At 55.8% G+C, this 25,190-nt stretch carries 29 protein-coding genes and 1 pseudogene; 1 reads left to right on the forward strand and 29 read right to left on the reverse strand.

Features of this window, described 5'->3' with window-relative positions; genetic code table 11:
* Nucleotides 1-15 precede the first annotated feature (15 nt).
* The 13 genes and pseudogenes from spo0A to INF37_RS09210 all read right to left on the reverse strand — a co-directional run bounded on the left by spo0A (nt 16) and on the right by INF37_RS09210 (nt 12,595).
* On the reverse strand, nt 16-783 hold the full coding sequence (spo0A, locus tag INF37_RS09155) for a sporulation transcription factor Spo0A (RefSeq protein WP_180956712.1): 768 nt from the start codon (nt 781-783) through the stop codon (nt 16-18).
* Between the two features lie 309 nt (nt 784-1,092).
* Nucleotides 1,093-3,231, reverse strand: a complete 2,139-nt coding sequence (ppk1, locus tag INF37_RS09160) for a polyphosphate kinase 1 (RefSeq protein ID WP_193537841.1) — start codon at nt 3,229-3,231, stop codon at nt 1,093-1,095.
* The gene (locus INF37_RS09165) at nt 3,224-4,135 is read right to left on the reverse strand and encodes a Ppx/GppA phosphatase family protein (protein ID WP_145996808.1); all 912 of its coding nucleotides are present in this window, start codon (nt 4,133-4,135) and stop codon (nt 3,224-3,226) included. Before INF37_RS09165 ends, ppk1 begins: the two co-directional genes overlap by 8 nt.
* Nucleotides 4,136-4,346: 211 nt before the next feature.
* Entirely contained in the window at nt 4,347-5,123 is a 777-nt protein-coding gene (phnX, locus tag INF37_RS09170; protein ID WP_193537843.1) for a phosphonoacetaldehyde hydrolase, read from the reverse strand.
* Nucleotides 5,120-6,217 carry a 2-aminoethylphosphonate--pyruvate transaminase gene (locus INF37_RS09175; protein WP_101691430.1) on the reverse strand — a complete coding sequence of 366 codons (1,098 nt, stop codon included), beginning with the start codon at nt 6,215-6,217 and terminating at the stop codon, nt 5,120-5,122. Before INF37_RS09175 ends, phnX begins: the two co-directional genes overlap by 4 nt.
* Nucleotides 6,218-6,352: 135 nt before the next feature.
* Nucleotides 6,353-6,483, reverse strand: a pseudogene (locus INF37_RS15730) (IS200/IS605 family transposase); the annotation flags it as partial.
* 54 nt (nt 6,484-6,537) lie between these two features.
* Nucleotides 6,538-8,235: a recombinase family protein gene (locus tag INF37_RS09180; RefSeq protein ID WP_193537845.1), complete on the reverse strand. Its 1,698-nt coding sequence runs from the start codon at nt 8,233-8,235 to the stop codon at nt 6,538-6,540.
* A 103-nt stretch (nt 8,236-8,338) separates the two neighbouring features.
* Nucleotides 8,339-8,605, reverse strand: a complete 267-nt coding sequence (locus tag INF37_RS09185; RefSeq protein WP_006573369.1) for a DUF6870 family protein — start codon at nt 8,603-8,605, stop codon at nt 8,339-8,341.
* 117 nt (nt 8,606-8,722) lie between these two features.
* Nucleotides 8,723-8,923, reverse strand: coding sequence for a hypothetical protein (locus INF37_RS09190; protein ID WP_130871112.1), 201 nt, complete (start codon nt 8,921-8,923; stop codon nt 8,723-8,725).
* A gap of 194 nt (nt 8,924-9,117) precedes the next feature.
* Nucleotides 9,118-9,540, reverse strand: coding sequence for a sigma-70 RNA polymerase sigma factor region 4 domain-containing protein (locus INF37_RS09195; RefSeq protein ID WP_006573372.1), 423 nt, complete (start codon nt 9,538-9,540; stop codon nt 9,118-9,120).
* A 439-nt stretch (nt 9,541-9,979) separates the two neighbouring features.
* Nucleotides 9,980-10,666 carry a hypothetical protein gene (locus INF37_RS09200; RefSeq protein WP_193537847.1) on the reverse strand — a complete coding sequence of 229 codons (687 nt, stop codon included), beginning with the start codon at nt 10,664-10,666 and terminating at the stop codon, nt 9,980-9,982.
* Nucleotides 10,667-10,802: 136 nt separating this feature from the next.
* Nucleotides 10,803-11,933, reverse strand: coding sequence for a sensor histidine kinase (locus INF37_RS09205; protein ID WP_193537849.1), 1,131 nt, complete (start codon nt 11,931-11,933; stop codon nt 10,803-10,805).
* Nucleotides 11,930-12,595: a response regulator transcription factor gene (locus tag INF37_RS09210; protein ID WP_193537851.1), complete on the reverse strand. Its 666-nt coding sequence runs from the start codon at nt 12,593-12,595 to the stop codon at nt 11,930-11,932. Before INF37_RS09210 ends, INF37_RS09205 begins: the two co-directional genes overlap by 4 nt.
* Nucleotides 12,596-12,776: 181 nt before the next feature.
* Here INF37_RS09210 and INF37_RS09215 point away from each other — a divergent pair, with 181 nt between their 5' ends.
* On the forward strand, nt 12,777-13,139 hold the full coding sequence (locus INF37_RS09215; RefSeq protein WP_456239155.1) for a helix-turn-helix domain-containing protein: 363 nt from the start codon (nt 12,777-12,779) through the stop codon (nt 13,137-13,139).
* A 202-nt stretch (nt 13,140-13,341) separates the two neighbouring features.
* Here the strand turns inward: INF37_RS09215 and INF37_RS09220 are convergent, their stop codons facing one another.
* The 16 genes from INF37_RS09220 to INF37_RS09295 form a co-directional block, all read right to left on the reverse strand.
* On the reverse strand, nt 13,342-14,688 hold the full coding sequence (locus tag INF37_RS09220; protein ID WP_193537855.1) for a relaxase/mobilization nuclease domain-containing protein: 1,347 nt from the start codon (nt 14,686-14,688) through the stop codon (nt 13,342-13,344).
* Between the two features lie 147 nt (nt 14,689-14,835).
* On the reverse strand, nt 14,836-15,126 hold the full coding sequence (locus INF37_RS09225) for a CD1845 family protein (RefSeq protein WP_193537857.1): 291 nt from the start codon (nt 15,124-15,126) through the stop codon (nt 14,836-14,838).
* 158 nt (nt 15,127-15,284) lie between these two features.
* On the reverse strand, nt 15,285-15,632 hold the full coding sequence (locus INF37_RS09230) for a plasmid mobilization protein (protein WP_055152369.1): 348 nt from the start codon (nt 15,630-15,632) through the stop codon (nt 15,285-15,287).
* Nucleotides 15,629-15,793 (reverse strand): hypothetical protein, encoded by a 165-nt coding sequence (locus tag INF37_RS09235; protein WP_168125090.1) that lies wholly within the window; start codon nt 15,791-15,793, stop codon nt 15,629-15,631. The genes INF37_RS09230 and INF37_RS09235 overlap by 4 nt, the downstream gene beginning before the upstream one ends.
* Before the next feature lie 11 nt (nt 15,794-15,804).
* Entirely contained in the window at nt 15,805-16,566 is a 762-nt protein-coding gene (locus INF37_RS09240; RefSeq protein WP_193537859.1) for a defense against restriction DarA-related protein, read from the reverse strand.
* A 137-nt stretch (nt 16,567-16,703) separates the two neighbouring features.
* Entirely contained in the window at nt 16,704-17,072 is a 369-nt protein-coding gene (locus tag INF37_RS09245) for a cysteine-rich VLP domain-containing protein (RefSeq protein ID WP_193537861.1), read from the reverse strand.
* Nucleotides 17,073-17,076: 4 nt separating this feature from the next.
* Entirely contained in the window at nt 17,077-17,253 is a 177-nt protein-coding gene (locus INF37_RS09250) for a hypothetical protein (RefSeq protein ID WP_007491259.1), read from the reverse strand.
* A complete protein-coding gene (locus tag INF37_RS09255) occupies nt 17,250-18,029 on the reverse strand; it encodes a DUF4366 domain-containing protein (protein ID WP_193537862.1) in 780 nt (259 codons plus the stop codon). The genes INF37_RS09250 and INF37_RS09255 overlap by 4 nt, the downstream gene beginning before the upstream one ends.
* Before the next feature lie 2 nt (nt 18,030-18,031).
* Complete coding sequence (locus tag INF37_RS09260) at nt 18,032-18,286, reverse strand: DUF4315 family protein (protein WP_193537864.1); 255 nt, start codon at nt 18,284-18,286, stop codon at nt 18,032-18,034.
* A gap of 14 nt (nt 18,287-18,300) precedes the next feature.
* The gene (locus INF37_RS09265) at nt 18,301-19,995 is read right to left on the reverse strand and encodes a C40 family peptidase (RefSeq protein WP_193537866.1); all 1,695 of its coding nucleotides are present in this window, start codon (nt 19,993-19,995) and stop codon (nt 18,301-18,303) included.
* Nucleotides 19,976-22,345 (reverse strand): VirB4-like conjugal transfer ATPase, CD1110 family, encoded by a 2,370-nt coding sequence (locus INF37_RS09270; RefSeq protein ID WP_408004148.1) that lies wholly within the window; start codon nt 22,343-22,345, stop codon nt 19,976-19,978. The genes INF37_RS09265 and INF37_RS09270 overlap by 20 nt, the downstream gene beginning before the upstream one ends.
* The gene (locus INF37_RS09275; protein WP_006575047.1) at nt 22,293-22,688 is read right to left on the reverse strand and encodes a PrgI family protein; all 396 of its coding nucleotides are present in this window, start codon (nt 22,686-22,688) and stop codon (nt 22,293-22,295) included. The genes INF37_RS09270 and INF37_RS09275 overlap by 53 nt, the downstream gene beginning before the upstream one ends.
* A 3-nt stretch (nt 22,689-22,691) precedes the next feature.
* Nucleotides 22,692-23,249, reverse strand: coding sequence for an MT-A70 family methyltransferase (locus tag INF37_RS09280; protein ID WP_193537870.1), 558 nt, complete (start codon nt 23,247-23,249; stop codon nt 22,692-22,694).
* A 17-nt stretch (nt 23,250-23,266) separates the two neighbouring features.
* Nucleotides 23,267-24,061 carry a DNA-methyltransferase gene (locus INF37_RS09285; RefSeq protein WP_087271439.1) on the reverse strand — a complete coding sequence of 265 codons (795 nt, stop codon included), beginning with the start codon at nt 24,059-24,061 and terminating at the stop codon, nt 23,267-23,269.
* Nucleotides 24,051-24,302 (reverse strand): hypothetical protein, encoded by a 252-nt coding sequence (locus INF37_RS09290; RefSeq protein ID WP_193537872.1) that lies wholly within the window; start codon nt 24,300-24,302, stop codon nt 24,051-24,053. Before INF37_RS09290 ends, INF37_RS09285 begins: the two co-directional genes overlap by 11 nt.
* Before the next feature lie 14 nt (nt 24,303-24,316).
* Nucleotides 24,317-25,183 (reverse strand): VirB6/TrbL-like conjugal transfer protein, CD1112 family, encoded by an 867-nt coding sequence (locus tag INF37_RS09295; RefSeq protein ID WP_193537875.1) that lies wholly within the window; start codon nt 25,181-25,183, stop codon nt 24,317-24,319.
* Between the last annotated feature and the right edge of the window lie 7 nt (nt 25,184-25,190).

The raw sequence follows: 25,190 nt of genomic DNA on the forward strand, positions 1-25,190 counted from the left end.
GCCTCAGACCGGTCTTTACCGCTCCTTTCTCTGGAGCTGAAGCCGGTCGGCAATCATTGCGATAAACTCGCTGTTAGTCGGTTTTCCCTTCGCGTTGGAGACGGTATAACCAAAATATTTTTGCAGTGTCTCCAGGTCGCCCCGATCCCAGGCCACCTCGATGGCGTGGCGGATGGCCCGTTCCACCCGGCTGGCCGTGGTATTGAAGCGCTTGGCCACTTCCGGATAGAGGATCTTGGTCACAGCGTTGATGACCTCCATATCCTCCACCGCAATGATGATGGCTTCCCGCAGATACTGGTACCCCTTGATGTGGGCCGGTACCCCGATCTCATGGATGATGGCGGTGACCACGCTCTCCAGGCTCTGCTCCCGCTCGCCCCGCCGTCCGTCTCCCTCATTTCCGGCACAGGGGGCCGACATCTGACGCAGCCGCTCCAGCAGCGTCGTCATCTTGCAGGGCTTCATGAGATAATAGTCCGCCCCCTCAGCCGCCGCCAGCTCTGCCACATTGCTGCGGACAAAGCCGGACAGAATCAGAATTTTGGGCCGGATCTCCAGATCCCGCAGGCTGCGCAATACTTCCAGCCCATCCTCATTTTGCAGCACCATGTCCATGACCAGAAACTCCGGGATCTTCTCCCGGACCAGCCGCACCGTCTCCTGCCCGTCCCCTGTGGCTCCTACCACCTCCAGGTCCGGCTCCCCTCCAATGGTATCGCACAGCAGTTTGCGGAACTCATTGCTCGCATCTGCAATCAGAATACGTTTCTTGTTCTCCATGTCGACTCCTTCTTCCAGCAGCATCCGTGCTTTCTTTCTGCCTGGCCAGGGCATTTTACCGGTTGATTAGTAATTTACCATAATCAGACAGCAAACGCAAGCTATTTTTACCAGTTTTTGGATTTTATATATTCGACACCACACGACCCTCTTTGCGACAATTCGATGGTTTCCGTATGGAAACTATCCCATGTTTCCCTTTTCTCGCTTTAAAGAAACGGCTGGGCCGAGCATTTGCTCGGCCCAGCCGTTTCCAATTCTGTTTCACATGGGAGCCCTGTTTGCGGCGGCAAACCGCCCGCTCTCTGCTCAGCGCCAGAACATCAGGCGGCGAAGCAGCCCCTTTCCTTTCCCAGTACCTTTGGTCGGCGGAGCTGGTGCCTGTGCGCTCTCCCGCACCGCCTCTTCCATGAGATAGGCCTGCACATCCAGCTCCGCCCCTGTATCGGGGACGGGTACCGCCTCATAGCTCCCGTCCTGCCGGAGATTGCGGGCCTTACGGGTATCCCCGCAATAGAGGGACACATAGTGCTGGATCTGTTCCCGGATGGCGGGGTCCCAGACCGGACAGGCGATCTCCACACGCCGCTCCGTGTTGCGGGTCATCAGATCGGCCGAGCCGATATACAGCTTGATCTCTTTTCCTACACCGAAGGCGTAGATACGGGGATGCTCCAAAAAGCGCCCCACCACCGAGAATACCCGGATATGGTCGGTCAGCCCGGGCACACCCGGCCGCAGGCAGCAGATGCCCCGCACATTCATCGTGACCTGCACCCCCGCCTGACTGGCCTGGGCCAGCTTGTCGATCAGATCCCGGTCGGTCACAGAATTGACTTTGATGAAGATTCGGGCCTCCTTGCCCCGACGGGCCTTCTCAATCTCCTCATCCATCATTTCCAGCAGGCGGTTTTTCAGCCCGTAGGGAGCCACCAGCAGGTGCTCATATTCTCCCCGGAGATTGGAGGTGGACATGTTCTGGAAAAAGGCCGCTGCATCCGCTCCAATGGCCGGACTGGCGGTCAGCAGGCAGAAGTCCGTATAGAGCTTGGCGGTCTTTTCGTTGTAATTGCCCGTTCCCACCTGGGTAATATACTGGATGCGGCCCTTCTCCCGCCGGGTGATCAGGCAAATCTTGGAGTGGACCTTAAAGCGCTCAAAACCGTAGAGCACCGTACACCCGGCCTCCTCCAGGCGCTCGGCCCAGGCGATGTTGTTCTGCTCATCAAATCGGGCCCGCAGCTCCATGAGCACGGTGACATCCTTGCCGTTTTCCGCCGCGGCCGCCAGATATTCGACCAATTTCGCGGTGGAGGCCAGACGGTAGATGGTGATCTTGATGGACAATACCGCCGGATCCGATGCGGCCTCCTTGACCACCTTGAGGAAGGGCTCCATGGTGTGATAGGGGTAGAAGAGCAGTGCATCCCGCCGCAGGATCTGCGGGATCAGGGGGGTATTTTTCACCAGTCCCGCCGGCCACTGGGGCGTATACTTGGGATAGCACAGGGCCGCCGCGCTCTCCGGCGGCAGCTTTCCTTCCAGTCCAAAGACATACCCCATGGCCAGCGGACTATGGGCACAGAAGACATAGGCCCGCGGCAGGTCCAGACGCTGGCACAGATAGGTCAGCAGCTCCTCCGACGGCTCTCCCTGGACCTCCAGACGCACCGGGGCCAGACGCCCCCGGCGTTTGAGGACCTTCTGCATGTGGTCCCGGAAATCCTCTCCCACATCGTAGTCCTCATCTTCGGGGCTGATGTCGGCGTTGCGGGTGACCGAGATCACATGCTTCTCTTCCACCTGATAGGTCTCAAACAGCTGGTCCGCACAGGCCAGTACCACCTGCTCGGTGAGCAGATAGCGCAGACCGTTCTCCTCCAGCTGGAAGAAGGCAGGCAGCGTCTTGGGAATGGGTACCAGGCCAAAGCAGCGCTTCCCCTCCCGCCGGAGGGAGAGCACCACATTCAGGCTCTTGGAGGGCAAGTGCGGGAAGGGATGGTGGATATTGATCACCATGGGCGAGAGGACCGGCTGCACATAGTTCCGGAACCAGCGCTCCACCTGTTTGCGCTCCTTCCCGTCCAGCTCCTCCATGGACAGATTGCAGATATTGCAGCTGCGCAGCCGGGACTCCAGCTGGCTCATGATCTTGTCCCGCTGTTTATACATGCCGGGCACCGTCTTGCAGATGGCCTGGAGCTGCTCCGCGGGGGTGAGCCCGCTCTTGCTGTCCACATGGGTCTGCCGGGAGAGGCTCATATCGTAGATCGATCCCACGCGGATCATAAAGAACTCGTCCAGATTGCTGGTAAAAATGGCGGCAAATTTCAGCCGCTCAAAGAGAGGCACGCTCTCATCCCGCGCCTCGTCCAGCACCCGGCTGTCGAAGCGCAGCCAGGAGAGCTCCCGCTCCTGCGTGTATCGGGTATCCACGGTCTTATGCATGTTCATTCACTCCCATCACTCGTTTCAGCAGATATCCCTCCCGTACGCCGCACGTGCTCACCGAGACGGTCTCTACCTCATAGCTGTTCAGCACACAGTTGAGGATCACAAGGCCGGGCAGAATAGTATGTACCCGGTCGGGCACCGAGCGCAGGATCTGCCGCAGGGTCTTCTGGTCCCCCTTTTTCAGCTGCTGATAGAGCTCCTGCAGCTCCCAGGCCGGAAGGACCGGATTGTCGGGATCGGCGTTGCTCCGGTCGTTGCACAGCTTTGCCGCTGCACGGATGGTCCCGCCCACACCGGTCATATGGCTGCACCGCACCCCTGCGGTTTTGGCCCGCTCCAGCTCGGTCTTTACCTGGGCGCGGATGGCACGCCGCTCCTCTTTTGTGGGGAAGAGACCGGATACATATTTGGTATACAGGGAAAGGGAGCCCATGGGAAGACTGCACCCGGAGGTGATCCTCCCGCCCTCGTAGGAGACCAGCTCGGTGGAGCCTCCGCCGATGTCCGCCAGCAATCCGGCCGCCGGCGCTCCGCCCCCCACGGTGGCCCCCAGGAAGGAATAGGCCGCCTCCTCCGCGCCGCTGAGGACCGAAACCTCGATCCCGGTCACCAGGCGGATGGTATCCAGCACCTCTTCCGTATTGACGATATTACGCAGGGATGCCGTGCCAAATACATGCATTTCCTGAATATCAAAATTCTCCAGTATAGCCTTAAAGCTGGCCAACACCCGGCAGGCCACCAGAATTCCGCTGTCGGAAAGTGTACCGTTCTGGATGTACCCGGCCAGGCCCGCCATCTCTTTTTTATTCATCAAAAGCTTGAATCGACGCCCCTCATAGTGGTAAATGGAGAGTCGAATGGTATTGGAACCCACATCTATGATCCCGCATTTCACGCTTTTCCACCTCTCTTATTGTGTTCAGTGTACGTGATTTTGGTGCGATCCGCAAGAAAATTTACAAAAGTTTTACGGTCAGAATGTCCAAAAAAAGCCCTGTTTTCTGCCCTCTTTCCGAAAACAACCGGGATATATGCCTCTCCTGCACAGAAAAAACGCGTCCGTCCATCCCTTTGGATGTACACGGACGCGTTTTCTGTCATTGGAATCAGCTGTTGGCCTCCAGCCAGCCGGGCAGCTCCTCCAGCCGGTTGAGTACTCCGTGGGCACCGGCCTCCTCAAAGGTCCTGCGGGCCTTCTCCGCCGCCGCAGCCTGCTCCTGGGCGGAGAGGGCCTTCCACTCCGCCTCGGTCAGACCCAGAACACTGCTTCCCTCAATGACGCCCAGAGAGCAGATCCCGGCGTTGAGACCTTCCTGAATGTCGGAAACCGTGTCGCCGATCTTGACTACCTGGTGCACCGACTGGATGCGGAACTTCTTCATATTGGCATAGATCATATACGGATAGGGACGGCCCAGTCCGTCCACCGCATCGGGGCTGAACCAGGCGTCCGGGGCATACCCCGCCCGGGCCGCGCCCGCGGTGACCACTTCCATCATGGCATCGGTGTATCCGGTGGTAGAGCCAATGCGCAGCCCCATGGCCCGCAGGCGCTCCACCGTCTCCAGCACGCCGGGCTTGGGCATGGCATACTGCTCCAGGCTCTCCATCAGCTTGGTCTCAAAGACACCGTAAATGGCATGGGCATCCTTGTCCTCCGGGGCACGGCCGTGGACCTGGGCCCAGCACGCGCCAATGCGCTCCATAGCCAGCATGGTGCGGATATGGTCGATCTTGAGCATGCCCATGGGCCGGCGGATCTCCTCCATGGTGGCCTCCACCCCAAAGGCGCGGAAGGCCTGGTCAAAGGCATTGACCGGCGCAAAGCAGCCGTAGTCCACTGCGGTTCCAGCCCAGTCCAGAATCAAAAGCTTGGTGTTCATCCCTGCACCTCCCGCAGAAAATCAGCCATAATGGCGGCCAGCTTCTCAATATCCTCGGGATAGATCTCTCCGATATTGCCTACACGGAAGGTCTCCGCCTCCATCACCTTTCCGGGATAGAGTACGTATCCCCGCTCCTTGATGTACTGATACATCTCGCGGAAGGTGAACTTGGCCCCCTCAGGGTAGAAGAAGGTGGTAATGATGGGACCCTGAACCTCTGCCTCCAGATAGGTGCGGAAGCCCAGCGCCTCCATCCGCTGCACCAGGAGCTGGTGGTTCACGGCATAGCGGGCATAGCGGGCGGGGATGCCGCCTTCCGCCTTGAGCTCCTCCAGGGCCTTGGCAAAGGCCAGCACCACATGGGTGGGAGAGGTAAAGCGCCACTTGCCGTCAATGTCCATGGTACGCCACTGGGCGTACAGGTCCAGCGAGAGGGAGCGGGCCTTTCCGGCACTCTCTTCCAGTTTCTTGCGCCGGGCCAGAATAAAGGAGAAGCCGGGCACGCCCTGAATACACTTGTTGGCGCTGCTGATGAGGAAGTCGATCCCCCAGTCGGCCACGGGAATGTCCACGCCGGCAAAGGAAGACATGGCGTCCACGATGAAGGTCTTGCCCGCCCGGCGGACCACCTCACCTACCGCCTGGATATCGTTGAGGATGCCGCTGGTGGTCTCGCTGTGTACCATGGATACATGGGTGATCCCGGGATCTGCCTCCAGCATCCGGGCAATCTTCTCCGGATCGGGGCGGCGGGTGTTCTCCTCCTCATAGAGGACATAGTTTACCCCCGCGTGCTGGGCGATCTCGGTCATGCGCAGGCCATAAGCGCCGTTGGCCGCAATGAGCAGCTTATCCCCCGTCCCCACCACACTGGTGATGACCGACTCCACACCGAAGGTACCGCTGCCCTGCATGAGCACCGCGGTATACTCGGGCTCAGACACATGGCCCAGCTCCAGCAGCGCGGCGCGGATGCGCTGGGTGATCTGCTTGTAATCGTCGTCCCAGGTGCAGTGGTCAAAGAGCATCTCCGCCTTCACGGTGTCCGTGGTGGTCAGCGGTCCGGGGGTGAGCAGCTTATAGCGATTCATGGGTCTCATTCTTCCTTTCTTCTCTAATAAATATCCCCCGGCAAAGCCGGGGGTTTTTCACAGACGGGCGAAGCCCTGGAATACTAGCGCACGCGTCACGTCGCGTTGGTACGGTCTGCCAGCCGCGAGAGTTTGTTACTTACCGCCCGTAAACGGGCTCATTAGAAGTTTCCCATTGTCAGTTGTTCTCCTGCCTGGTCCTCTTCAAGCTGGCGTCGGATGTATTCTTCGATTTTCTTTGCATTTTTACCCGCTGTATCTACGTATGGGCAATATATATTAGGAAAACCAGCAAACGGATTAGGTAATAGGGCTATATATCAGCCCGCGGCCCCTTGAACCATAGGGGCGTTGAGCTCGATATATTCAGCCATGCGGCGGAACTCGTCAGCGTATTTGAATTTCACGCTAATATTGCCGCCCTCGTAAACTTTGATATAATCAATGAGCTCGGCCAGAATTTCCCGTGTCAGTTTGTCGATGTTCTGATATTTGAGAAATGCTGCCAGGAAAGGACTTTCTGCATCCACGCCGTTTTCCAGTTGTTCCTGCTCGTCTGTCAGCGTCCGCAGGACATTATTTAGGGCCTCGGCTTGCCGTTCATAGTCCTCGCTCATGTGGCGGTAGTCGTTGCGGGTGATTTCCCCGTCTTTCCAGTCTTGATAAAGGGCTTGCTTATATCGCATAATTTTAGCAAGCTCTTTTTCTTTTGCGGCGATGGCATCCTCCAGCCGCTTTGACTTGCTTTTTTTGAGGGGCGCGGAATTGATACGGGATACCAGCTCCGAATAGGCAACAGCTAAATGTACCTGTTGTTGAATTGCAAACAGGACGCCCGCCTCCAGGCGGTCACTCTTGATGGAGTGCATGGTGCAAGCCTTTTTTGAAAGGCTTTTATATGTTCCGCACTGGTAATAGACATAAATGCCTTTTGAAGCGATCCGGGACATCGCCCTGCCGCAGTCGGCGCATTTCAGAAAGCCGCTGAACAGATAAAGCTGCTTTTCCTTTGGGGCTGTGCGTGTGTCGCGCTTGAGCAGGCCCTGCACCTTATCAAAGGTTTCCCGGTCAATGATGGCCTCGTGGGTATTTTCTACGATAAACCATTCTTCCTCCGGCACCCGCTCCTGGATATGGATTTTATAGCTTTTCACCCGTTGACGGCCCTGCACCATATCCCCCACATAAACACGGTTTTTCAAGATCGTGTCTATGGTAATCGTGCTCCACATAGGATTGCTTTGGGCGTTGGGAGCATTGTATTTGAGCCCCTGCTGTTTCTTGTAGGCCGTGGGGCAAAGGACACCATGATCGTTCAGATAATAGGTAATCCCGCGTTTATTCATGCCAGACAGAAACATGGAAAAAATGCTTTTGACTACTTCGGCGGCCTCCGGGTCAACCAGCAGAGCGTGTTTATCGCCGGGGTCTTTCACATATCCATACGGAGCATACGAGCCGATAAACTCACCGTTGCGGCGCTTCATATCAAACACCTGACGGATTTTCTTTGAGGTCTGGTAGCAGTATTGATCGTTCATTACATTCGTAATGGGTACGATTATATTTGATACGCTGTCGGGATTGCGGTAGCTATCCACGCCCTCCGCCAAGCTGATAAAACGGACATTGAGCCGGACGAAAAGATTTTCAATCAGGTTTCCGGCATCGGTATAGTTTCGGGAAAGCCGGGACAGGTCTTTTACAATCACGCAGTTAATTCTGCCGCTGGATATATCGGACAGGAGCCGCTGAAAGTCCTCGCGGTTGGTGTCCGTACCTGTTTTTCCGTCATCCACATATACGTCCGCTTCCGCGCCCTCATAGAACTCATCTAGGTGGGCCTGGTGGTATTGTTCCAGGAGCCGCCGCTGGTTTACCACGCTGTTGCTTTCATCGCGGCCACGGAGCAAATCTTCTTTAGAAAGGCGAATGTATTTCCCTAATCTCCAGCGCATCACATTGTATGAAGTTGGGGAACTGGCGCTCATTGTCCCCCGGTTTGCTGTTCTTGCCATGTGTCCTCCTTCCTATCACATTACATCTATATTATACCTCTGCACCGGGGGTACAACAAGGATGACTCCACCTCTGGACAAAGTGTCTGGAAGTAGCGGATCGTTACAGTCCGCTTTTCTGCCGCAGGAAAAAGCCCGTCAGCAGTTCCTGGAGAGAGGGGCCGTCCTCGGCAAATTCCAGCTTGATGGCCATATCGCCATAGCGGAAACAATAGGGGTTTTTCAACTGTTCCAGCATACGGGCAGCTCGCTTTTCCAGCGGCAACGAATTATCAAAAACAAAACCGCTTGCGTCAACAAGCGTTTCCTTATCCACCGCGTCAAGATTGACGCTCTGCATCTTTTCAATCACTTGTGCGTTTAGCTTCACAGAAAACCTCCTTTGCAATTATTCGCCAGTATTTCCAATGATGAGCAGAAACGGCCAGCACCACGAAAGTGCTGGCCGTCCGGCTAAATGGCTACCTCTGGACACTTTGTCCAGAAGTCAGTAAGGGCTTTCCTCAAAGTGCTGCTGGGCCTCTTCCAGACTGCGGATGTCGAAAACCTCATAGAGCTCCGCCACCACGCGCCGGATGTCGTTGGGAGAAAACCCGCAGTTCTCCATCGCGTAGATGACGTAGCCACGGCAGGCATTGTTGCTCCACGGCTGGGACAGCATAGCAGCCAACATAGGATCATAGTCCATTCTGTTATCCCTCACTTTCATAAATGGCGGGGAGCGCCGCGCTCATTTTCTTGCCCCGTCATAAGACAGCCATACTCGGCAGCGGCGCTCCCCCACAAAGGGGGCGGCGGCCTGTGGCCCCCGCGCCTCCTTTGCGGAGAGAAAACCTCCTCTCACATACCACCAGAAAAAGAGGGGTGAATGGAGATGGTAACTTAGAAATTTTCCTGCAAATATTTTTTCATGCGCTCAATCCCGCATTTCACGGAGCAGCGGACGGCGCTCTTGTCCACACCCTCCTCGCGGGCGATCTGACGGTAGCTCTTTCCAAGGATCAAATGAGCGTCCACCCGGCGGCCCTGGATCTCCGGCAGAGAGTTAAGGGCGTTCCACAGCCGGAAAAACAGCTCCTTGCGATCCATGAGCTCCTGGGGGCTGGGCTCGTGCAGGCAGGCGGAGTATTCGATCCCATCGTCACAGTCCAGGGAATAATAAGCCTTATTGTAGCGCACCCGTTCCGCATGGGCGGCCTCGCGCCGCTTGCTGGCCATGAGCTCCTCAGCTACCTCGTCAGGCACCTCCACCAGCTCGTCCGTTAAGTACCAATAATAAAAATCTTTCAGATTGATCGTTGTCATAGCTTGTCCTCCATTTTGTTTCGGTTGGTGGGTTGAGCGGAAACAAAATGGGGAGCTGGCGGGGAGCGGCACCCTGGGGAACCGCTCCGCACCTCTGGACAAAGTGTCCAGAAGTCGGACAAACAAAATGCGCCTGCGCGACACAAGGCCACGCAAGCGCATGAAATGACAAATTCATTTATGTACTGCCAAATTTCGTATCCGCCGCCGGACTGATCCCATCGGACAGGCAGACTTTTTTTGACAAGTTAGGGGGGTTAGAAAGTGAAAATAGCATGGCGGCACCTCCGATATGCCGCCATGCCGTCTGTTAATATGGCGGCAGATTTGATCTCAAATCAAACCTACCGCCGCAAAGTGTAAGTAAGATAAAGCCAATATGGAGCGTATATGAAATGGCCGGTTCTCGCTGAGAGAACCGGCCCAAGTGAGAAACTTATTATTCGGCGGAACCATTGTTGAGCAAATCGTCCGCTTCTTCCTGTGATATATTTCCCGATGAAACTTGCTGCTCCAAGTATTCCTGCACAGCTTTAGTAGCAGCGTCTGCAGTATCAAAATGGCCCAAATCAACTGTCGAACCGTCAGGTAAAGTAATGATTGTCGATCCGGGAGCAGACGCTGGTTCAGCGTTCCACGTTTCGGGGTCAAAAGCGCCAGAAATGATACCACCGTTGGATAATTCCATAGATTTAGTAAAATGATACCCCTCTTTCATAAGCGCAAGCTGATCCTGCCAGCTTTCATACAGACTATCTACATCTTCCTGTGTCCATTCGCGACACACATAGCTGCCGTTGTCATCTTTGTAATAGAAGGATTTGTCCTTATTGTCCGCCAGCTTTTGAATTTGGTCACGCTGCTGCTCCATCCAATCTTCAAATTCATCAATTTCCCAATACTCCAGTTGGGTATCGGATGGGCCTCCTGGCAAGCAGGTTTCATCAGCTATCACATCAGATGAAACCTGGGTGCTGGTGTTCATAGGAGCAGCTTGATCCTCTCCCGAATTACGCGGTATTTCTGGTGCGGAAGTGACGTTTGCAGTACACGCGGATAACATCAGGCAGGTAAGCAGAACAAGTGATATGGCTATAACCATACTTTTTTTCAGCGGTATTTTCATAGTATTACCTCCATAATTGGTGATTGCACATATTCTTCTGTGCAATGATAATCTACCATCTGTGTATGGAGCATATATGAAACCAATATGGAAGTATATTTTATTTTCGCATAGCAAAGGGATGGCATCAGGATCATCAAAAAGTAATGGTAAACCGCATTCCCAATGGTTTTTGCATGGGTTCCAATGAGTAGGAAAGTTTCAAAGTATCTAAAATCGAGGCCACTATGTATAACCCAAGACCATTACCACCATCATTCTGGTTGCGGGCATAGTCGGGGCGATAAAATGGTTCAAATATATGTTTTAGATGCTCTGCTGAAATTGGCTCACATTCATTTTCGACTATCAATTTACGGCCATCAATGCGGACAAAAATAGAGTGACCAGGCAAGGTATAAGCAACAGCATTGGAGAGAATATTTGAAAATGCTCTTGCAAATGTTTTTGGGGGCAAGGTAATTGTAAAGGTTTCAGGGAAAGCCTCTTGAAAGGAAATTCCATTTGCCTGAGCAATCAAGCGATATTGTTTACACAACTCTGATAAATAGCAGTCTACGGCTAATGCTTGCGGTTCCTCCGCCGCCGTTGTGCCAAGTTTGGATGCGTCCAATACCTCTGAAATCATTTTACTGAGTTGTTCTGTTCGTTCTTTGCACAGTGGCAGATATTCTTCATAATCGCTGTATTTACCAACCTTTAAGATCATATTTTCCAACATGGCATTCAATGCTGTAACCGGAGTTTTTAGCTCATGGGATGCCGAACGTAGAAAGTCAATTTTTTGCTTTTCGGCTTCACTAACCTTATCTTTTTCCTCTTGCAGATGTTCAATCGTGCTCAATAAATTTTGATATAGTTGGTTGATTTGATTGGCTAATATTCCAATCTCGTCATTGGTTGCAGTCTTACACGCTGCTTTGCGATCCAAAACAGCCATGTGATTAGTTGCATCTAAAATACCCTTGATGGGATTTGTTATTGCTTTTGAGAAAAAGTAGGCACATAAAAGTGAAACTACAATACAAATTACTACGGTATAGGGTAATGAGCGCAATATTGTGTGGGCTATTTCTGTATTTCTTGGAATGGCAGCAGTCTTAATTGCTGATGACATCCCATCGACATAAGTTCCCTCTGATAAGACCGAATTTTCTCCCATCATCGGGGCGAGAAGATAAATCGTTCCGCTGGCAAGCATTGTTATGAGTAATAATAGCGCCAAGGTATAAATAAATATTTTGGGAAAGAGCTTTAACTTTTTCATGTTTCTACCTCAAATTTATACCCGATCCCTTTCACCGTAACAATACAATCAAGGCGAAGTTTTTTGCGTAAGTTCTTAATGTATGTATCAATGGTACGATCAATAATAGGGTAATCGGCCCCCCATAGACTATCCAGCATTTGAGATCGAGTAAGCACTAAACCTTTGTGTTCAACCAGGAGCTTTAGCAAATCAATTTCTTTTGGGGTAATGTCAATTTTCCCCTCGGGGCCTTTAGCTGTGTATCCAGAGAAATCAACTGTTACATCCCCAAAAGTCATAATATCAGGTGAAACTGTTTGCCCGCTTCGCCGTAGGAGGGCAGTAACTCGCCGCCCAAGAAGAACCATTGAAAAAGGTTTTGTAATGTAGTCATCAGCCTGTTCATCGAAACTTGTAACTTGAGTATATTCATCACCGATTGCGGTGAGCATGAGGATTGGCACAGAGCTTTTTTGTCTAATCGTATGCAACACAGCAAGTCCCGTCTTTTGAGGAATCATAATATCCAAAATAATCAGATCAATACTACTGCACTCGAAAAGCTGTAATGCTTCATCACCGTCATAGGCCGAAAGCATTCGGTGCCCAAAAGATTTGAGATATTCGGAAACTGCGTCATTTGTTTGTCTATCATCTTCCACAATCATTATCGTTGCCATAAAAACACCTCCTTGTGTAGTCTACCCTTAACTTGTGGAGTGTATATGAAATTACCCAAAAACATTATATCTCCATTATCTGTGTCGATCAATGTTGCGTGGTGAAATTAAATACTACTACACATAAAATTGTATTTCGTTCTCATGCAAAAACCTGAAATGTAAAATAATATAGGGTGATATGAGAATGTACCAATACGACAAACATCTTGACTTTCACGCCCTGGGCCGTGAGATTAAACGCAAACGGGAGGAAAAGGGCTGGACGCAGGAATACCTGGCCCAGCTTGTGGATCGCACCCCGCGCTCCATCATGTATATGGAGAACCGGGGCCAGAAACCAAGCCTCAATGTTTTTTACCAGCTTGTCACCCTGCTGGAGATTTCCGTGGATCAATTCTTTTTCCCAGACAAGCGCAACGGAGAGAGCACCTGCCGCAAACAGATAGATGTCATGCTCAATTCGATGGACGAAAAAGAGTTAACCGTAATGAAATACACAGCAGAGGGACTGCAAAAAGCCCGTGAAACGGAGGATGCGTAAGAGAAGCACGCGCCTCCGTTTTTTCATGCCATGTTGCGGGGGTGCGCGTTTTGGCAAGCAATTCGGGTGTGGCCACACTCCGAAATTTTCACAGGCCGCAGGCCCGTGAAAATGCTTGTTGGGGAGCTCCCCAAACCCGCTGAACTTCTGGACACTTTGTCCAGAAGTCCCGGCGCAAGTGCCTGTTGTTGGCGGCCCGAAGCTAACGCTCCTGGGCCTTATTTTTTTGCTCGTCCGCGTGGCCGAGCAGGTGATCGATATTTGCCTTGACTGCCACGGCCTGCCGCATATCCGCCTGGGCCTTGCGGTATTCCGCATAGAGGGCCTTTTTCTTTTCAGAGAGCTCCCGGTGCTGCTTTTTCAGCGTGTCCATTTTGGGGAGCTTTGCCCCGCCCAAAAGCTCACTCATAGCCGTCTTTGCCGCCCGGTAGTCTGCCAGCTCCGCCTCATGCTGGGCCAGATATTTTCTGCTATACCGGGCCGCCTTGTAGCCGTCAAACACAGGCCGCGTCTTTGCATACTGCACCACCGCGCCCATGAGCTCGGAGGTTTTGGAAAGGGCGGCCTCCGTGTCCCGCAGCTCCCCGGCCAGCTTGTGAGCCAGATCCACCGCCGCCTCGGTGCTTGTCGCAAGAGCCTCGTAATCGGAAAGTCCATGCTCCCGGAGATACAGGAGCGCGGCGGCCATCTGCTTTATGTTATAGACTTTGGCCCACCGTTCATAGGCCGGGCCCTTGCCCTGGGCCATGCGCTCCCTAATGTCGATAATCAGATTGACCCGCCGGGGCGGAGCCGGGCCGTCTTTTGGGAGCTCCGGGATGGGACGCTCCCCGGCAATTACCGCCCGGATGTCATCCGGATCGAAACCGGGGCCCAGGGTGGATGCCCGCAGGCGGGTGTACTTATCCTGCCCAGGAGCCAGGAACGAGATCACGCCGCCCCGCCCATGCTTCACCGCAAAGCCGGACTCCTCCATGAGCCGCAGGAACACCGGGAAGTCGGCGGGCTTTTTCCCCAGGGCCTCCACGATGGCCAGCCGCACCCTCTGTTGTGCGGTGGGCGGCTTTTCTCCAATCCACTGGCCATAATGGAGAAAGCGGCCCTTGCTGTGCTGTTTCGGATTTTGGATAACAGACAGCTCATGCTCAATGCACACCCGGTCAGAGAGCCGCCGCACCGCAAAGCTGGAGCCGATGAAGTTATGAAACTTCCGGGAGCAGTCCTGGGCCGTGGAGTTGTAATAAATGTGATTATGAATGTGGCCCTTGTCGATGTGGGTACAAACGAAAAACTGGTACTTGCCCTTTGTCCAGCGCATGGCCGTTTCATAGCCGATTTTGTTGGCCTCCTCCGGCGTGACCTCACCGGGAGGAAACGCCTGCCGGATCTGAAAGAACAGGGCCCCGCGCTCTACGGCCCGGCCCGTTTCCGCCTGGTACTGGCTCTTTGTCAGGAGAAACTCAGCGGGGGCCGATGCCGGATCGCAGAGGTAGGCAGACACAGCTCCTATCTTTTTCGGATTGAGCCCGTAGGCAAACCGATCCTCCATTGTCTGGACAGCCGTTTTTCCCGCCGCTACCTTGTAGGGCCGGATGTAAGTTGTAGCGATAGCCGCACCTCCTTTCCCAGCAGAAAAAGCGGGCGGCGGTCTATGTCACCCGCCGCCCGGAACCTCTGGACACTTTGTCCAGAAGTATCAGCTTACCATAAAGTCCATCGCCGCATACTTCACACCATACAGGCGCTCCACCAGCCAGCCGCCCAGGGCCGGGAGCCCAAAGGGGGAAACCAGGAACGCCAGCACAAACATGGCGATGCAGCCTACTGTCTGCCCGGCCAGCAGGCAGAGGATCGCCAGTAAGGACAGGCCCACACAGGCCACAATGCACACCGCTCCCGCCACGCAGGACAGGAACGTAAGCACAGCCACAATGAGGATCAGGGCCAGGACAAAGGGAGCCGCGATGATTTTTAAGATTGTCCGCATCGTTCATACCTCCTACAAAAAGTTCGTTGTTTGCCTCTATATGTATATTATAACTCCGCAGGAGGGGGCCAACAAGGATGCCTCGGCTATCCCCACCTCTGGACAAAATGTCCAGAAGTCGAGATAGCCGGGGAACGGCAAAACCGCTCCCCGGCAGGTCAGAGCCGCACGATGGCGGAGAGCTTTTCCAGCAGATCGGAAAGGGGCCGCCACAGCTTTTCATAGTCCCGTTGCAGAGCTTTGATCTCCTCCGGGTAAATGCCGCCGTAGGTATTCGCCTGGATCGCCACCTGGTTTAGATTGTTGGAGCACCGCCGCTGGAGCGACACCAGCTCCTGGACAGGTGACAGGTCAACATGGAGCACATACCCATTGAGGGCCATTTTCCGCATATAGGCCCCCATGTTTCGGATGCCCGCCTCGGCCATACGCTCCCGGATCAGCGCCTGCTCCTCCTCGGACACCATCACATGGAGATGGATGGGGCGGCGGCGTTTCTTTGTCACCGCTCCTCCCGTTCCAGGCTCCGGCAGACGCGGGGCGGCTCCTTTACCTTGTCCAGCGCCTTTTCCCGTTCCGGGGGCTGGGCGGGGATCGGCGTATTGAATACCCCGGAGAGCCGCAGGGCCTCCTGGTTGGCAAAATCCTCTTCACGCTTCTTTTCCATAAACAGTCCTCCTATCTGTCGCCCCGGTCAGGGGCTTTCTTTTTTGGCCCGTCCAGGGCCCGGTGTTCCTGGGCCTCCTTTTGCGCCGCTTTCAGTTGTTCCGCAATCGGGGGCTGGTGTTTGGCCTCCTTGTGAGCCCGCGCCGCTTCCTGGCGTTCAATGCTGCGGACGCGAACGGCCAGTTGCTCCGGGGTGATGTATTCTTTCACCACATAACTGCCGAAGTCAGGGTAAAACCATGTCAGCCGCTTCTGATCCGGGACATGGTGGGCATCCTCCCATTTCCCCACCACCTGGGCCTGGGCATCTATCTGCCGCCGGATGTCCAGATTTTCACGGGAGGGCCGGAGCTCATAATTCTGCATTTCCTGCTCTGTCAGGGGATGGGCATAGATGATGGCTCCCCACGCCTGAAACGCCTCGCCCATCACTTGCTGGAGGGTAAAGTACAAATCCATGTGGACAGGGCGGTTAAAGTAGCTGTTCGGGTAAGTGCCGATGTCAATAGGCCGCTGGGTGGAGTAGTATTTGTAGGTTTCCTTGTCCGGGGCCTGCTCTACTTCAAACACATGATAGCGCCGCTGATAGTCCTCGGCCCGGTTGTGCAAATCCCGTTCCGCCATGTCCGGCTCGTTGTGGTAGTGGCCCCAAAAGAAGTCCCGGTGTCCGTCCTGCTCGTTGAATTGCCATGTCACATAGGGGTTAGGGGCCTTGGGGTTTTCGCCCAGCACAAAGCCGCATTTGTTATCAAACAGGATCGTGCGGCGGATCACATAGCCTTGATTTTCTTCCAGAATAACACCTCCTTGATGTTGACAGCATCGGGGCCAAACAGGGGCAGGCCGTAGAAACACTCGGCCCACCCCAAAAGCGGCCCCGGAAAGCCTTGTAATCAGCGGGTTTCGAGGGCCTAATTGTCAACGCCCCTGCCCCGTCTTTTCCGCATATATTCCCGCTGTTGTCGGCGGTGAGCTTTCTTTGCACAGGCCGCCGAGCAGTAAGCCTGCCGCCGATCCGGGGCAACGGGCCCGCCGCAGATAGGGCAAATCTTAAAATCCGGCCTGGGCCCCTCGGTCAAGAGGGCGGCCTCCAGCGCCGGATCAAGGGGCAGCACCGCCTCCCGAAAGTAGCGGCACAGCGCCCCCGTCCAGCATTTCCCCAGCATATAGCACTCACAGTCCAGGGGCAGGCAGCCGCACTCCCGGTCATAGTTGGCACACCATTTTGTCACCAGGGCGCGGATCGCCCGTTTTTCCTCGCGTGTCAGTTCACGGGCCAAGCCGTCACCTCCCGCCAGCCGGGGCCCGCATAAGCTCCCGGTAGCAGGACACGCAGCCGATCCCGCGCCAGTAGGGACACCCGGAGCACCGGGAGCCCCTGGGCGGCTTTGCCGGGGCCGGAGCCTGGGGGCGGGGCTTCTGCTGCATCATCTTTTCATAGGGGCTGTTGGTAAACCTCATTTGTCCGCCTCCTCTCTGTCATCGTCCTCCTCGTCCCAGGGCGGGCCGTCATCGTCCTCGTCCCCGTAGCCGTCCGGCCCGTCATAGTCCGTGAGCTCGTCGCCGTAGTCCTCCTGGGGCGCGGCGGCTTTCTGCTGTTTGGGACGCAGCACCTTGAAATAGAACGCCGCACCGCCGCCCATCAGGGCCACAGCCAGCACCGCCAGGAGCATTCCCATGTTGCCGCCCGTTTCCGGCTCGGCCTCCTCCGGGGCGGGCTCCTCGGTTTCCGTGGGCTCCGGCTCCGGCTCAACACCCACGCACTTGCTCATATTGACGGAGCAGACGGCACAATCCGTATTGACGGCCCCCGCCTCGCATTTTTCAGAGCAGGAGCACACCGCTTGTTCCACGCCAGCGGCCTCCGCCGCAGCAAGCAGATCGGCCTCATCCACAACGCTGAAAAAGTAGGTTTCGTACTGTTCGCCCTCTTCGTCCACGGGCTTGTCATAGTCGATGACGATATAGAACGTGTTGCCGCCGCTGGTCTGGACGGTAATAAACTGCTTGTTGGTGTGCTCGTCATAGAGCAGATCGCGGGTCACAAGGCTGCCATCTTCGGAAAAGCCCTCGCCGGGCTCAATGGTGGGCTCCGGGGCGGGAGCTTCCTCCGTCATGGTGGGATCTCCGTAGTCCGCGCCCTCGCCGCCGTCCGCATAGGCATACGCCGGGACACTAAAGCCGCATAAAAGAACGACGGCGCAGAGCGCCGCCGCCATCACCCGAAAGCGTTTCATCTTCAATTTTCCTCCTTTCCGCCATCCTCGGACTTCTGGACACTTTGTCCAGAGGTGCCGCCGTCCCGGAGCCGTTGGAGCACCAAGGGCAGCTCCTCCAGGGAAACGCTCATACCCCGCACGATGTCCACGATCTCCTCGTTTTCCGCCTCCCGGTGCTTTTGCTCCAGTTCTTTCAGCCGGGTCTGCTGTTCGCTGATTTTGGCCTTGACCTTATCAATCTCGGCCTGGATTTTTTGGCTTTTGCTTGCCGCCATAGAGTACCTCCTTGTCAGGGTAAACGCCCGTAGGCGTAGAAATGAGATTGCCAGTAGCTTGTATTCAGGTTTGCATATTGGATGGGATCGCCACAATGGATCATCATCCCGTCCCCCACATAGATGCCACAATGGGACACGCCCGCCGTGTCATAGGTGCCGACAAAGAACACCAGATCGCCTGGGCGGGGTGCGCTGGTGGGGGTGCAGATGTTATAGAGCCCCTGGGCTCCCAGGCGGCCCACATTCCAGCCGGAGTGATTGATCACCCAGGACACAAAGCCGGAGCAGTCAAAGGACGTGGCCGGAGAGCTGCCGCCCCACACATAGGGATAGCCCAGGTATTTCTCCGCCTCGCCCAAAATGGCCGCAAAGGTTTCATCGTCCAGATATTCCTCCGGTACGTCATAGTCAGCGGGCGGGTTTGTGATGTATTTCCCCACATAGGCTGACTCCGGGAACAGATCGGGCCTGTTCCCCAGGGTGGACATATAGAGGGAATAGCGGGCCATCTGTTCCTCGCCCATCATTTCCAGGGGCAGATGGGAAAGGTTTTTGTTTTCCAGCGTGACATAACAGATGTACCAGGAGTAGGGATCGCCGTCGCTGTCATACCGGGTTTCCCGCACCACGCGCTCCGTCAGGATATACTGGCGGTCAAAGAGGTTTTCCAGGGTGCCCTGCACCTCGTCCGCCGTCCATTCCCCCTCATGGAGCACACAGAGGATAGAGATCAGCACATAGGGATCGTGCTCGATCTGGTCCAGGTCAAAATGGTATTCGTCATAGCTGTGGGTGGCGGTATAGGTGTCCAGGTAATTTTGCAGTTCTGCTTCCATACCGGAATAGGCCGCCTCTGCCGCCAGGATCTCCCCGTCCTCCGATGGGTAGGTGGTAGCGCCCACGGCCCCCGCGCCGGAATTTCCCAGCATCACCAGGGAAGAAGAACAGGACTGCATCATAAAGAGCAGGAGCACACAGGCCAGGGCCAGCAGCACCCCCACGGGATGCCGCTTCACAAAGCCCGCGATCTTCGCCCCGGCCTTTTCCGTGGCGGCGGCGGTCTTTTTGGCCGCGCTTGCCGCGCCCGTCTTTGCCGCCTCCCGCGCCCTCTTTTGATACTGCTTTTTCAAGCGGTGCTTGCGCCACATCCGGGAAACAGGGTTGCCGGACATTTCCGGGTGCTCCTGGGCGGCCATGCGGAAATGATAGTCCGCCGTGGCCTTGACATATTTGGACTCGGCCCGCTGGACAGCCTTTGCCGGGTGCTGCCGGATTTTCTTTTGCACAAACCGCTTGCCATGCCGCAGGCCGGACTCGCCCACCAGCTCGGAGCGGTGGGCCCCCTCGATCCCCACGTTTTCCTGTTCATTCTCATAAATCTTGCCATGCACAAAACCGTGGGCGGCCCCGCCAGCGGCCCGGCCTATCCGCCGCACCGGGCCGGGCTTTTTGGGCGGCTTCTGTTTTGCCAGCTTATCCTTTGTCCGTTCCAGCTTTTCCCCGCGCTCCTCCATGCGGAGCTTGGACGCGGCGGCCTGCTCCTGTTTGCTTTTCTGCCGGAACTTTGACTTGTGGACACTTTGTCCAGAAGTGCCGTTGTCCGCAGCCCCGGCACCGCCTGGGGAGCCGCCAGGATCGGCGGCGCTCTCCCAGGAGCCGGGGCGCTCCCTGGGCTCCTGTTTGGGCTTATTCGGTTTTCGCTTCATTCTTCAAATCCTCCGGACGGGTAGTCAGCAGGTTATAGATTTCTCCACGGGGGAACCGATCCACAAAGGGAATCGTCACATCCCCATAGAACAGCAGGCCCTCGCCGGAATTGCTGTGGGTGATGTAGGAGAGCTGGTGCTCCGAAATGCCGAGCTGCTTTGCCAGAATAGCCCGGTCACTTTGGGCCTGGGACAGCAGGATCATAAAATCCGTGTTGTCCAGAATGGCCTCAATCTCCCGGCTGGCCAAAAGGTCTTTGACGTTCTGCGTCAGGGCCGAGGGGACACAGCCTTTCTTTCTCAGCATCTTCCACACGGCCACAAAGTAGCTGGCGGTAAGCGCGTCCCGGAGCAGGATATGAAACTCGTCAAAATAGCACCAGGTAGAAACGCCGTTGTGGAAATTCACATTGACCGCCGAAGTTACAAAGTCGTTGGTAACGTGCATGGCGATCTTGCGGAGGTTTTCTCCCAGCCCTTTGAGAACGATGCACACGATATGGGACGTGAGCTTTACGTTGGTCTGGTGGTTGAACAGGTTAAGGGAGCCGGTGCAGTAGAGCTCCAGGGCGGTTGCCACACGGCGGGCCTCCGGCTCCGGCTGCTTCAAAAGCTCCTCGTACAAGTCCTGGAGCAAGGGCGGCTTGCCGTCCCCGATCCCCAGGGCCATATCCCGGTAGATCAGCCGCACACAGCGGTCAATCACGGTTTTTTCGATGGGCTGCAAGCCGTCCTTGCCGCCCACCACCAGCTCACACAGGGACAACAAAAAATCCGCTTTCATGGAAAGCGGGCTTTCGTCATCGTCCAGGTCAAGCTGGATGTCCATAGGGTTGATATGGCTGGGAGAGCCGGGGGCGATCTCCACCACCTGGCCGCCCAGCCGCCGCACCAGCGGGGCATATTCGCCCATCGGATCGACAATGATAATGCGATCCTTTGGGATAGTGAGAAACACGTTGATGATCTCACGCTTTGCGGCAAAGGATTTTCCCGATCCGGTTGAGCCAAGATACAGGCCGTTGGCCGATTTCAGCTTTTTGCGGTCAGCCATGATGACGTTATGGGAAAGGGCGTTCATGCCGTAGTAGAGGGACGGCCCGACCATACGGAGCTCCCTGGTCATAAAGGGAATGAAGATGGCCGTGGAACTGGTTGTCATGCCCCGCTGGATTTCCACCTCGTTATAGCCCAGGGCCAGCGAGGACACAAACGCCTGCTCCTGCTGCCAGTCCAGCCGCTTCAAGGCGCAGTTATATTTCTGCGCGATGCCGCCCACGGTAAACACATCGTTTTCCAGCCGCTGCCGGGTGGGGGCAAGGTTTACCACCGTGAACGTGAGCAGGAACATCCGCTCGTTTCGGGACTGCAGGTCAGCCAGAAGCTCCGCCGCGTCCTTGCTGAACGTGATCAGGTCAGGGGGCAGAATGTCGGGATCGTACCCGGCCCGCACCGCCTTGCGCTGTTCCTCCACTTTCATTTTGCCAATGTCGGAGAGCTTTCCCTTGATGGTCTTAATGGCTTTGAGCTGATCCACTGTCTGAATGTGCATGGTAACGGTCATTTCCGCATCCAGATCCAGAATTTCCGCCAGGAGTTTGTCAGAGAGCTCGGACGCCAAAATCTGCAAGTAGGATGCAGCGCCCCAATACTGACCGATGCGGAATGTCCGGGATTGCCGGAAGTCGAAGCTGTCCGGGGCAATAAAGTCCTTTGTTCCCATGCCCGTCCGGGGAATGTCCTGCCAGGAGAAGCGGAACGGCTCCCGGCTGCCGGGGTGCATCTGACTGTGAAGCAGCGCCAGCCGTTCCTGCCCGTCCATCGGAGCAGAGGGAACGCCCAGCCGTTTCAGATTGCCAGTCACGTCGGCCTCCACCCGTTCCAGACGGGGACGGGCCTCCGCGATCCCCTCGGCGGGCAGGCCAAACGTGATGTATTTAGACCGCTCGATGCCGTTGTTGCTTTTGGCAATCTGATTTTTCAGCATACTGGTGAACTCGGCCCGGATGCTGTCATAGTCATCCTGTGCCGGGGGGATATTGACCTTGTACTTGCTCCGGGAACGGGAGCGGCGGTTGATAAAGGAGAGCTGGAACGGCAGGGAGCTGTCAAAGTAATTAAGGAACGAGCTCCACCCACCGAAAATCGCCGTCTGATCCTCGGTAGAAGCCACGGAATAATTGATGTCCTCATATTCCACGGTTTTCGTGTAGAGCCCACCGGGGAGCTGGCACACCCCGTCCGGGTGCATCACCAGGTAAGGGATCGTCTGCTGGGCAGACAACGCAGCTTTCCGGTTAGCGGCCTTTCCGGGGCCGCGCTTTGGGCTTTTTGCTTTTTGCAATCGCATCCTCCTTTCTCACAGCGCCCCGCTGGGTAAACGGGGCATAGATATTTTCCGTCTGGTAGGGCCTCACCCCAGGCCGCAGGAAACGGGCCCGCAGGACGTTCCGCACCACCTTTTCAAAGGGGAGCCCGTCTTTTTCGTACATCGCCAGCAGGAACGCCGGGAGCGCCACCGCCATCATCAGGAACATGGCTCCCGTGTTGCCGATGGCGCTCCGGGCCAGCAGATAGGACGGGATACCAACCGCCGCTGCGATCCCGAAACACACAAGCTGGCGTTTCGTCAGGTTAAAGGCCAGTTTGGTCTTGATTTTGGATAAGTCGTTGGGAACATTCACATAGGGCATGGATCAACCTCCTTTCGCGCCCACCTCTGGACACTTTGTCCAGAAGTCCGGGACGGTGCTTTCCACCTCGTTCCCCCATACATCCCAGCCGGGCGGGGACTGCCGGGCGAACAGCTCCACCCTGGGCACGTCGCCCATGAGGGCCACAATCTTATCACGGGCCTCGTCCGGCTTTCGGCTGTGCTCCTGGATCGGGGCAATAATGAATTGATGGACGTTTGCCGCCTGCCGTTTCGGGTGTCCCCGTGTCGCCAGCAGGCAAACCTCCGCGTTGCCTCTCGTCCAAAAGCCTAAGCCATAAAACCAGCTCTCGGACTTTCGGTTTTTCTTCAACCAGACGAAAGCAACGCTCTTGTAGGTGAAGCCCCACGCCTTGATTAGCCGCAGGGCCTCCGGGAGCTGGGGGAACGTAGCCCACAAAAAAAGCACGCTGTCCGGGGCCGCCAGATCAGCCACCGGGAGCGTGCATAACTCGTCAATCCCCATTGTGGGGTAATGCTTCTCCGCCGCACCCTGCAAGCCCTTTTGCGTGTAGCGCCAGGGGGGATCGGCATAGATCACAGAATACTGTCCGATAGTTACACTCCTTTCTCCCCGGCCTCCAACGCTGCCCGCGCCAGACGGATGCGCTCTGTGGCGGCGGCGTAGTAGGCGGGGACGGTTTCAAAACAGATGAAGCGGCGGCCCGTGTTGAGGGCGGCAACCGCTGTTGTGGCAGAGCCCGCGCAGATGTCCGCCACCACCTCGCCGGGCCGGGTATAGGTTTTGATGAAATACTCGCACAGGGCCACCGGCTTCTGCGTGGGGTGGACGGTGCGTTGGACGGCTGGAAAGGTCAGCACGTTTCCGGGAAAGCGCAGGCCGTCCTCCGATCCGCTGCCGGAACGGGTGAATTTTCCGTAGTTGGTGCTGTTCCCGTTATTACCCGCAATTTTTTTGTATGGCTTGCCCTGCTCAAACTGCGGATTGTAAAGCGGGAGCTTCTGATAGAACACCAAAATATTCTCCGTCTTTTTCAGCGGAGCGCGGCGGGCGTTGAGAAAGCCTGTGCAGCGGCTTTTGTACCATACCCACTCATAGCGAAGCATGGACAGGTTGGATGCCCCCAGCACCTTGTCATAGGGGCATTGTGCAAAGAACAGTACAGCGCCGTCCGGCTTAACTGCCCACTTGACCGCCTCCCACAGCTCCGGGAGCGGCAGGGGCACATCCCAAAAGTTCCGGGTGGTGCCGTAAGGCGGATCGGTCAAGAGCATATCCACAGAATGACGGGGCAGGGAGCGCAGGCCCTCGATGCCATCCATAAGGAACAGGCCCTCCGGGAGCTCCGGGGACTTCTGGACACTTTGTCCAGAGGTGCCCTTATCGGTCATCCCTGGCCTCCTTGCCCTTTGCCGGGGCGGGGCGGGCGGCGTTTTCACGGGCGGCCTGCGCCCGCCCCTCGGCTAACTGCTGGGCAATCGTCTTTGCGTCATCCCTGCCGCCCAGCAATTCCCGCTTTTGCAAAACAGCCTCCGTTTCCGCCATAAAGCGGTAAACATCGGCCTGGTTGAAGTCCTCCGGCGCTTTCCCGTTCCACAGGCGCGACCCATCAGGCCCATATCTTCTCGGCATATAACACCCCTTTCTCAATGTGCGCTAAAGATACTTCGCGCAATCGTCCCGGTTTTGAACAGCATGAAGCAGAGCAAAACCGTATAGCCCACGGTGCCCCAAATCGCCCCAATGGGATCTCCGCCCGTGGCAATTCCCTGGATCAGCACCGCATAAATCGCAACACACACCAGAATGAGCATCCCCTGGAAACCCACTGCAAACAGGGAGCGCAGATAGTTCTGCCCGATCTGTCCCACCTCCCGGTGGGAGATCGTTGCCATAGGGATGGGGGCCAAACTGGTAAGCAAATAAATTTCCAACATTCTGCCATACACCAACACAAAAATGACGATGCCCAGCGCCCACATGGTAACGCCAATAATAGAGGACTGGAGCCACAGGCCCAAAAGCGGCCCTAAATCCATCCCCTCCAGGGTGGTTTCCAGCTCCGTCATCATATCCGGCGTGATGTCCGTGGAGCCCTGGATCAGACCGCCCGCCTGGGCGATCACCGTCTGCGACACGTCAAAGACGGCCATCACAATGTTAAAGGTGTTTGAGAGAATGAAGATGGCACAAGCGGTTTTGAATATCCATTTATAGATATTCGCCACGTCAAACTCGTGCATATTGTTCTTTTCCAAAAGCATCTGAATGAGCTCATAGGTGGCAACAAAGGTCAGTACCAGCCCGGCAATCGGTAAAATCACCGTTTCGGAAAGCTGGCGGATGAGGGAAAATACCCCGGCGTTCCACGCCGCCGGGGTAGTCCCCACCTGTACCGCGATCTCTCCGACTTGGGTATTGACGTAATCAAAGAGCCCCTCCAGGTTCCCCATGATCCCGCCAATCAACAGCTCTTTGAGCCAGTCCGTGAGCCAGTCGGTGAGAAAATCCATAGGCCGT

The organism is Pseudoflavonifractor gallinarum, assembly GCF_014982855.1.
GTDB classification, from domain to species: Bacteria; Bacillota; Clostridia; order Oscillospirales; family Oscillospiraceae; genus Pseudoflavonifractor_A; species Pseudoflavonifractor_A gallinarum.

Bases quoted from the DNA above. Each gene is read 5' to 3' on its own strand.
- INF37_RS09270 (WP_408004148.1), bottom strand. From the start codon at position 22,345: ATGCGATTGCAAAAAGCAAAAAGCCCAAAGCGCGGCCCCGGAAAGGCC.
- INF37_RS09210 (WP_193537851.1), bottom strand. From the start codon at position 12,595: ATGGCAACGATAATGATTGTGGAAGATGATAGACAAACAAATGACGCA.
- INF37_RS09250 (WP_007491259.1), bottom strand. From the start codon at position 17,253: ATGAGGTTTACCAACAGCCCCTATGAAAAGATGATGCAGCAGAAGCCC.
- INF37_RS09215 (WP_456239155.1), top strand. From the start codon at position 12,777: ATGAGAATGTACCAATACGACAAACATCTTGACTTTCACGCCCTGGGC.
- INF37_RS09275 (WP_006575047.1), bottom strand. From the start codon at position 22,688: ATGCCCTATGTGAATGTTCCCAACGACTTATCCAAAATCAAGACCAAA.
- phnX (WP_193537843.1), bottom strand. From the start codon at position 5,123: ATGAACACCAAGCTTTTGATTCTGGACTGGGCTGGAACCGCAGTGGAC.
- INF37_RS09200 (WP_193537847.1), bottom strand. From the start codon at position 10,666: ATGAAAATACCGCTGAAAAAAAGTATGGTTATAGCCATATCACTTGTT.
- INF37_RS09225 (WP_193537857.1), bottom strand. From the start codon at position 15,126: ATGCGGACAATCTTAAAAATCATCGCGGCTCCCTTTGTCCTGGCCCTG.
- INF37_RS09180 (WP_193537845.1), bottom strand. From the start codon at position 8,235: ATGGCAAGAACAGCAAACCGGGGGACAATGAGCGCCAGTTCCCCAACT.
- INF37_RS09195 (WP_006573372.1), bottom strand. From the start codon at position 9,540: ATGACAACGATCAATCTGAAAGATTTTTATTATTGGTACTTAACGGAC.
- ppk1 (WP_193537841.1), bottom strand. From the start codon at position 3,231: ATGCATAAGACCGTGGATACCCGATACACGCAGGAGCGGGAGCTCTCC.
- spo0A (WP_180956712.1), bottom strand. From the start codon at position 783: ATGGAGAACAAGAAACGTATTCTGATTGCAGATGCGAGCAATGAGTTC.
- INF37_RS09190 (WP_130871112.1), bottom strand. From the start codon at position 8,923: ATGGACTATGATCCTATGTTGGCTGCTATGCTGTCCCAGCCGTGGAGC.
- INF37_RS09265 (WP_193537866.1), bottom strand. From the start codon at position 19,995: ATGAAGCGAAAACCGAATAAGCCCAAACAGGAGCCCAGGGAGCGCCCC.
- INF37_RS09255 (WP_193537862.1), bottom strand. From the start codon at position 18,029: ATGAAACGCTTTCGGGTGATGGCGGCGGCGCTCTGCGCCGTCGTTCTT.
- INF37_RS09220 (WP_193537855.1), bottom strand. From the start codon at position 14,688: ATGGAGGATCGGTTTGCCTACGGGCTCAATCCGAAAAAGATAGGAGCT.
- INF37_RS09205 (WP_193537849.1), bottom strand. From the start codon at position 11,933: ATGAAAAAGTTAAAGCTCTTTCCCAAAATATTTATTTATACCTTGGCG.
- INF37_RS09175 (WP_101691430.1), bottom strand. From the start codon at position 6,217: ATGAATCGCTATAAGCTGCTCACCCCCGGACCGCTGACCACCACGGAC.
- INF37_RS09235 (WP_168125090.1), bottom strand. From the start codon at position 15,793: ATGGAAAAGAAGCGTGAAGAGGATTTTGCCAACCAGGAGGCCCTGCGG.
- INF37_RS09295 (WP_193537875.1), bottom strand. From the start codon at position 25,183: ATGGATTTTCTCACCGACTGGCTCACGGACTGGCTCAAAGAGCTGTTG.
- INF37_RS09285 (WP_087271439.1), bottom strand. From the start codon at position 24,061: ATGACCGATAAGGGCACCTCTGGACAAAGTGTCCAGAAGTCCCCGGAG.
- INF37_RS09260 (WP_193537864.1), bottom strand. From the start codon at position 18,286: ATGGCGGCAAGCAAAAGCCAAAAAATCCAGGCCGAGATTGATAAGGTC.
- INF37_RS09290 (WP_193537872.1), bottom strand. From the start codon at position 24,302: ATGCCGAGAAGATATGGGCCTGATGGGTCGCGCCTGTGGAACGGGAAA.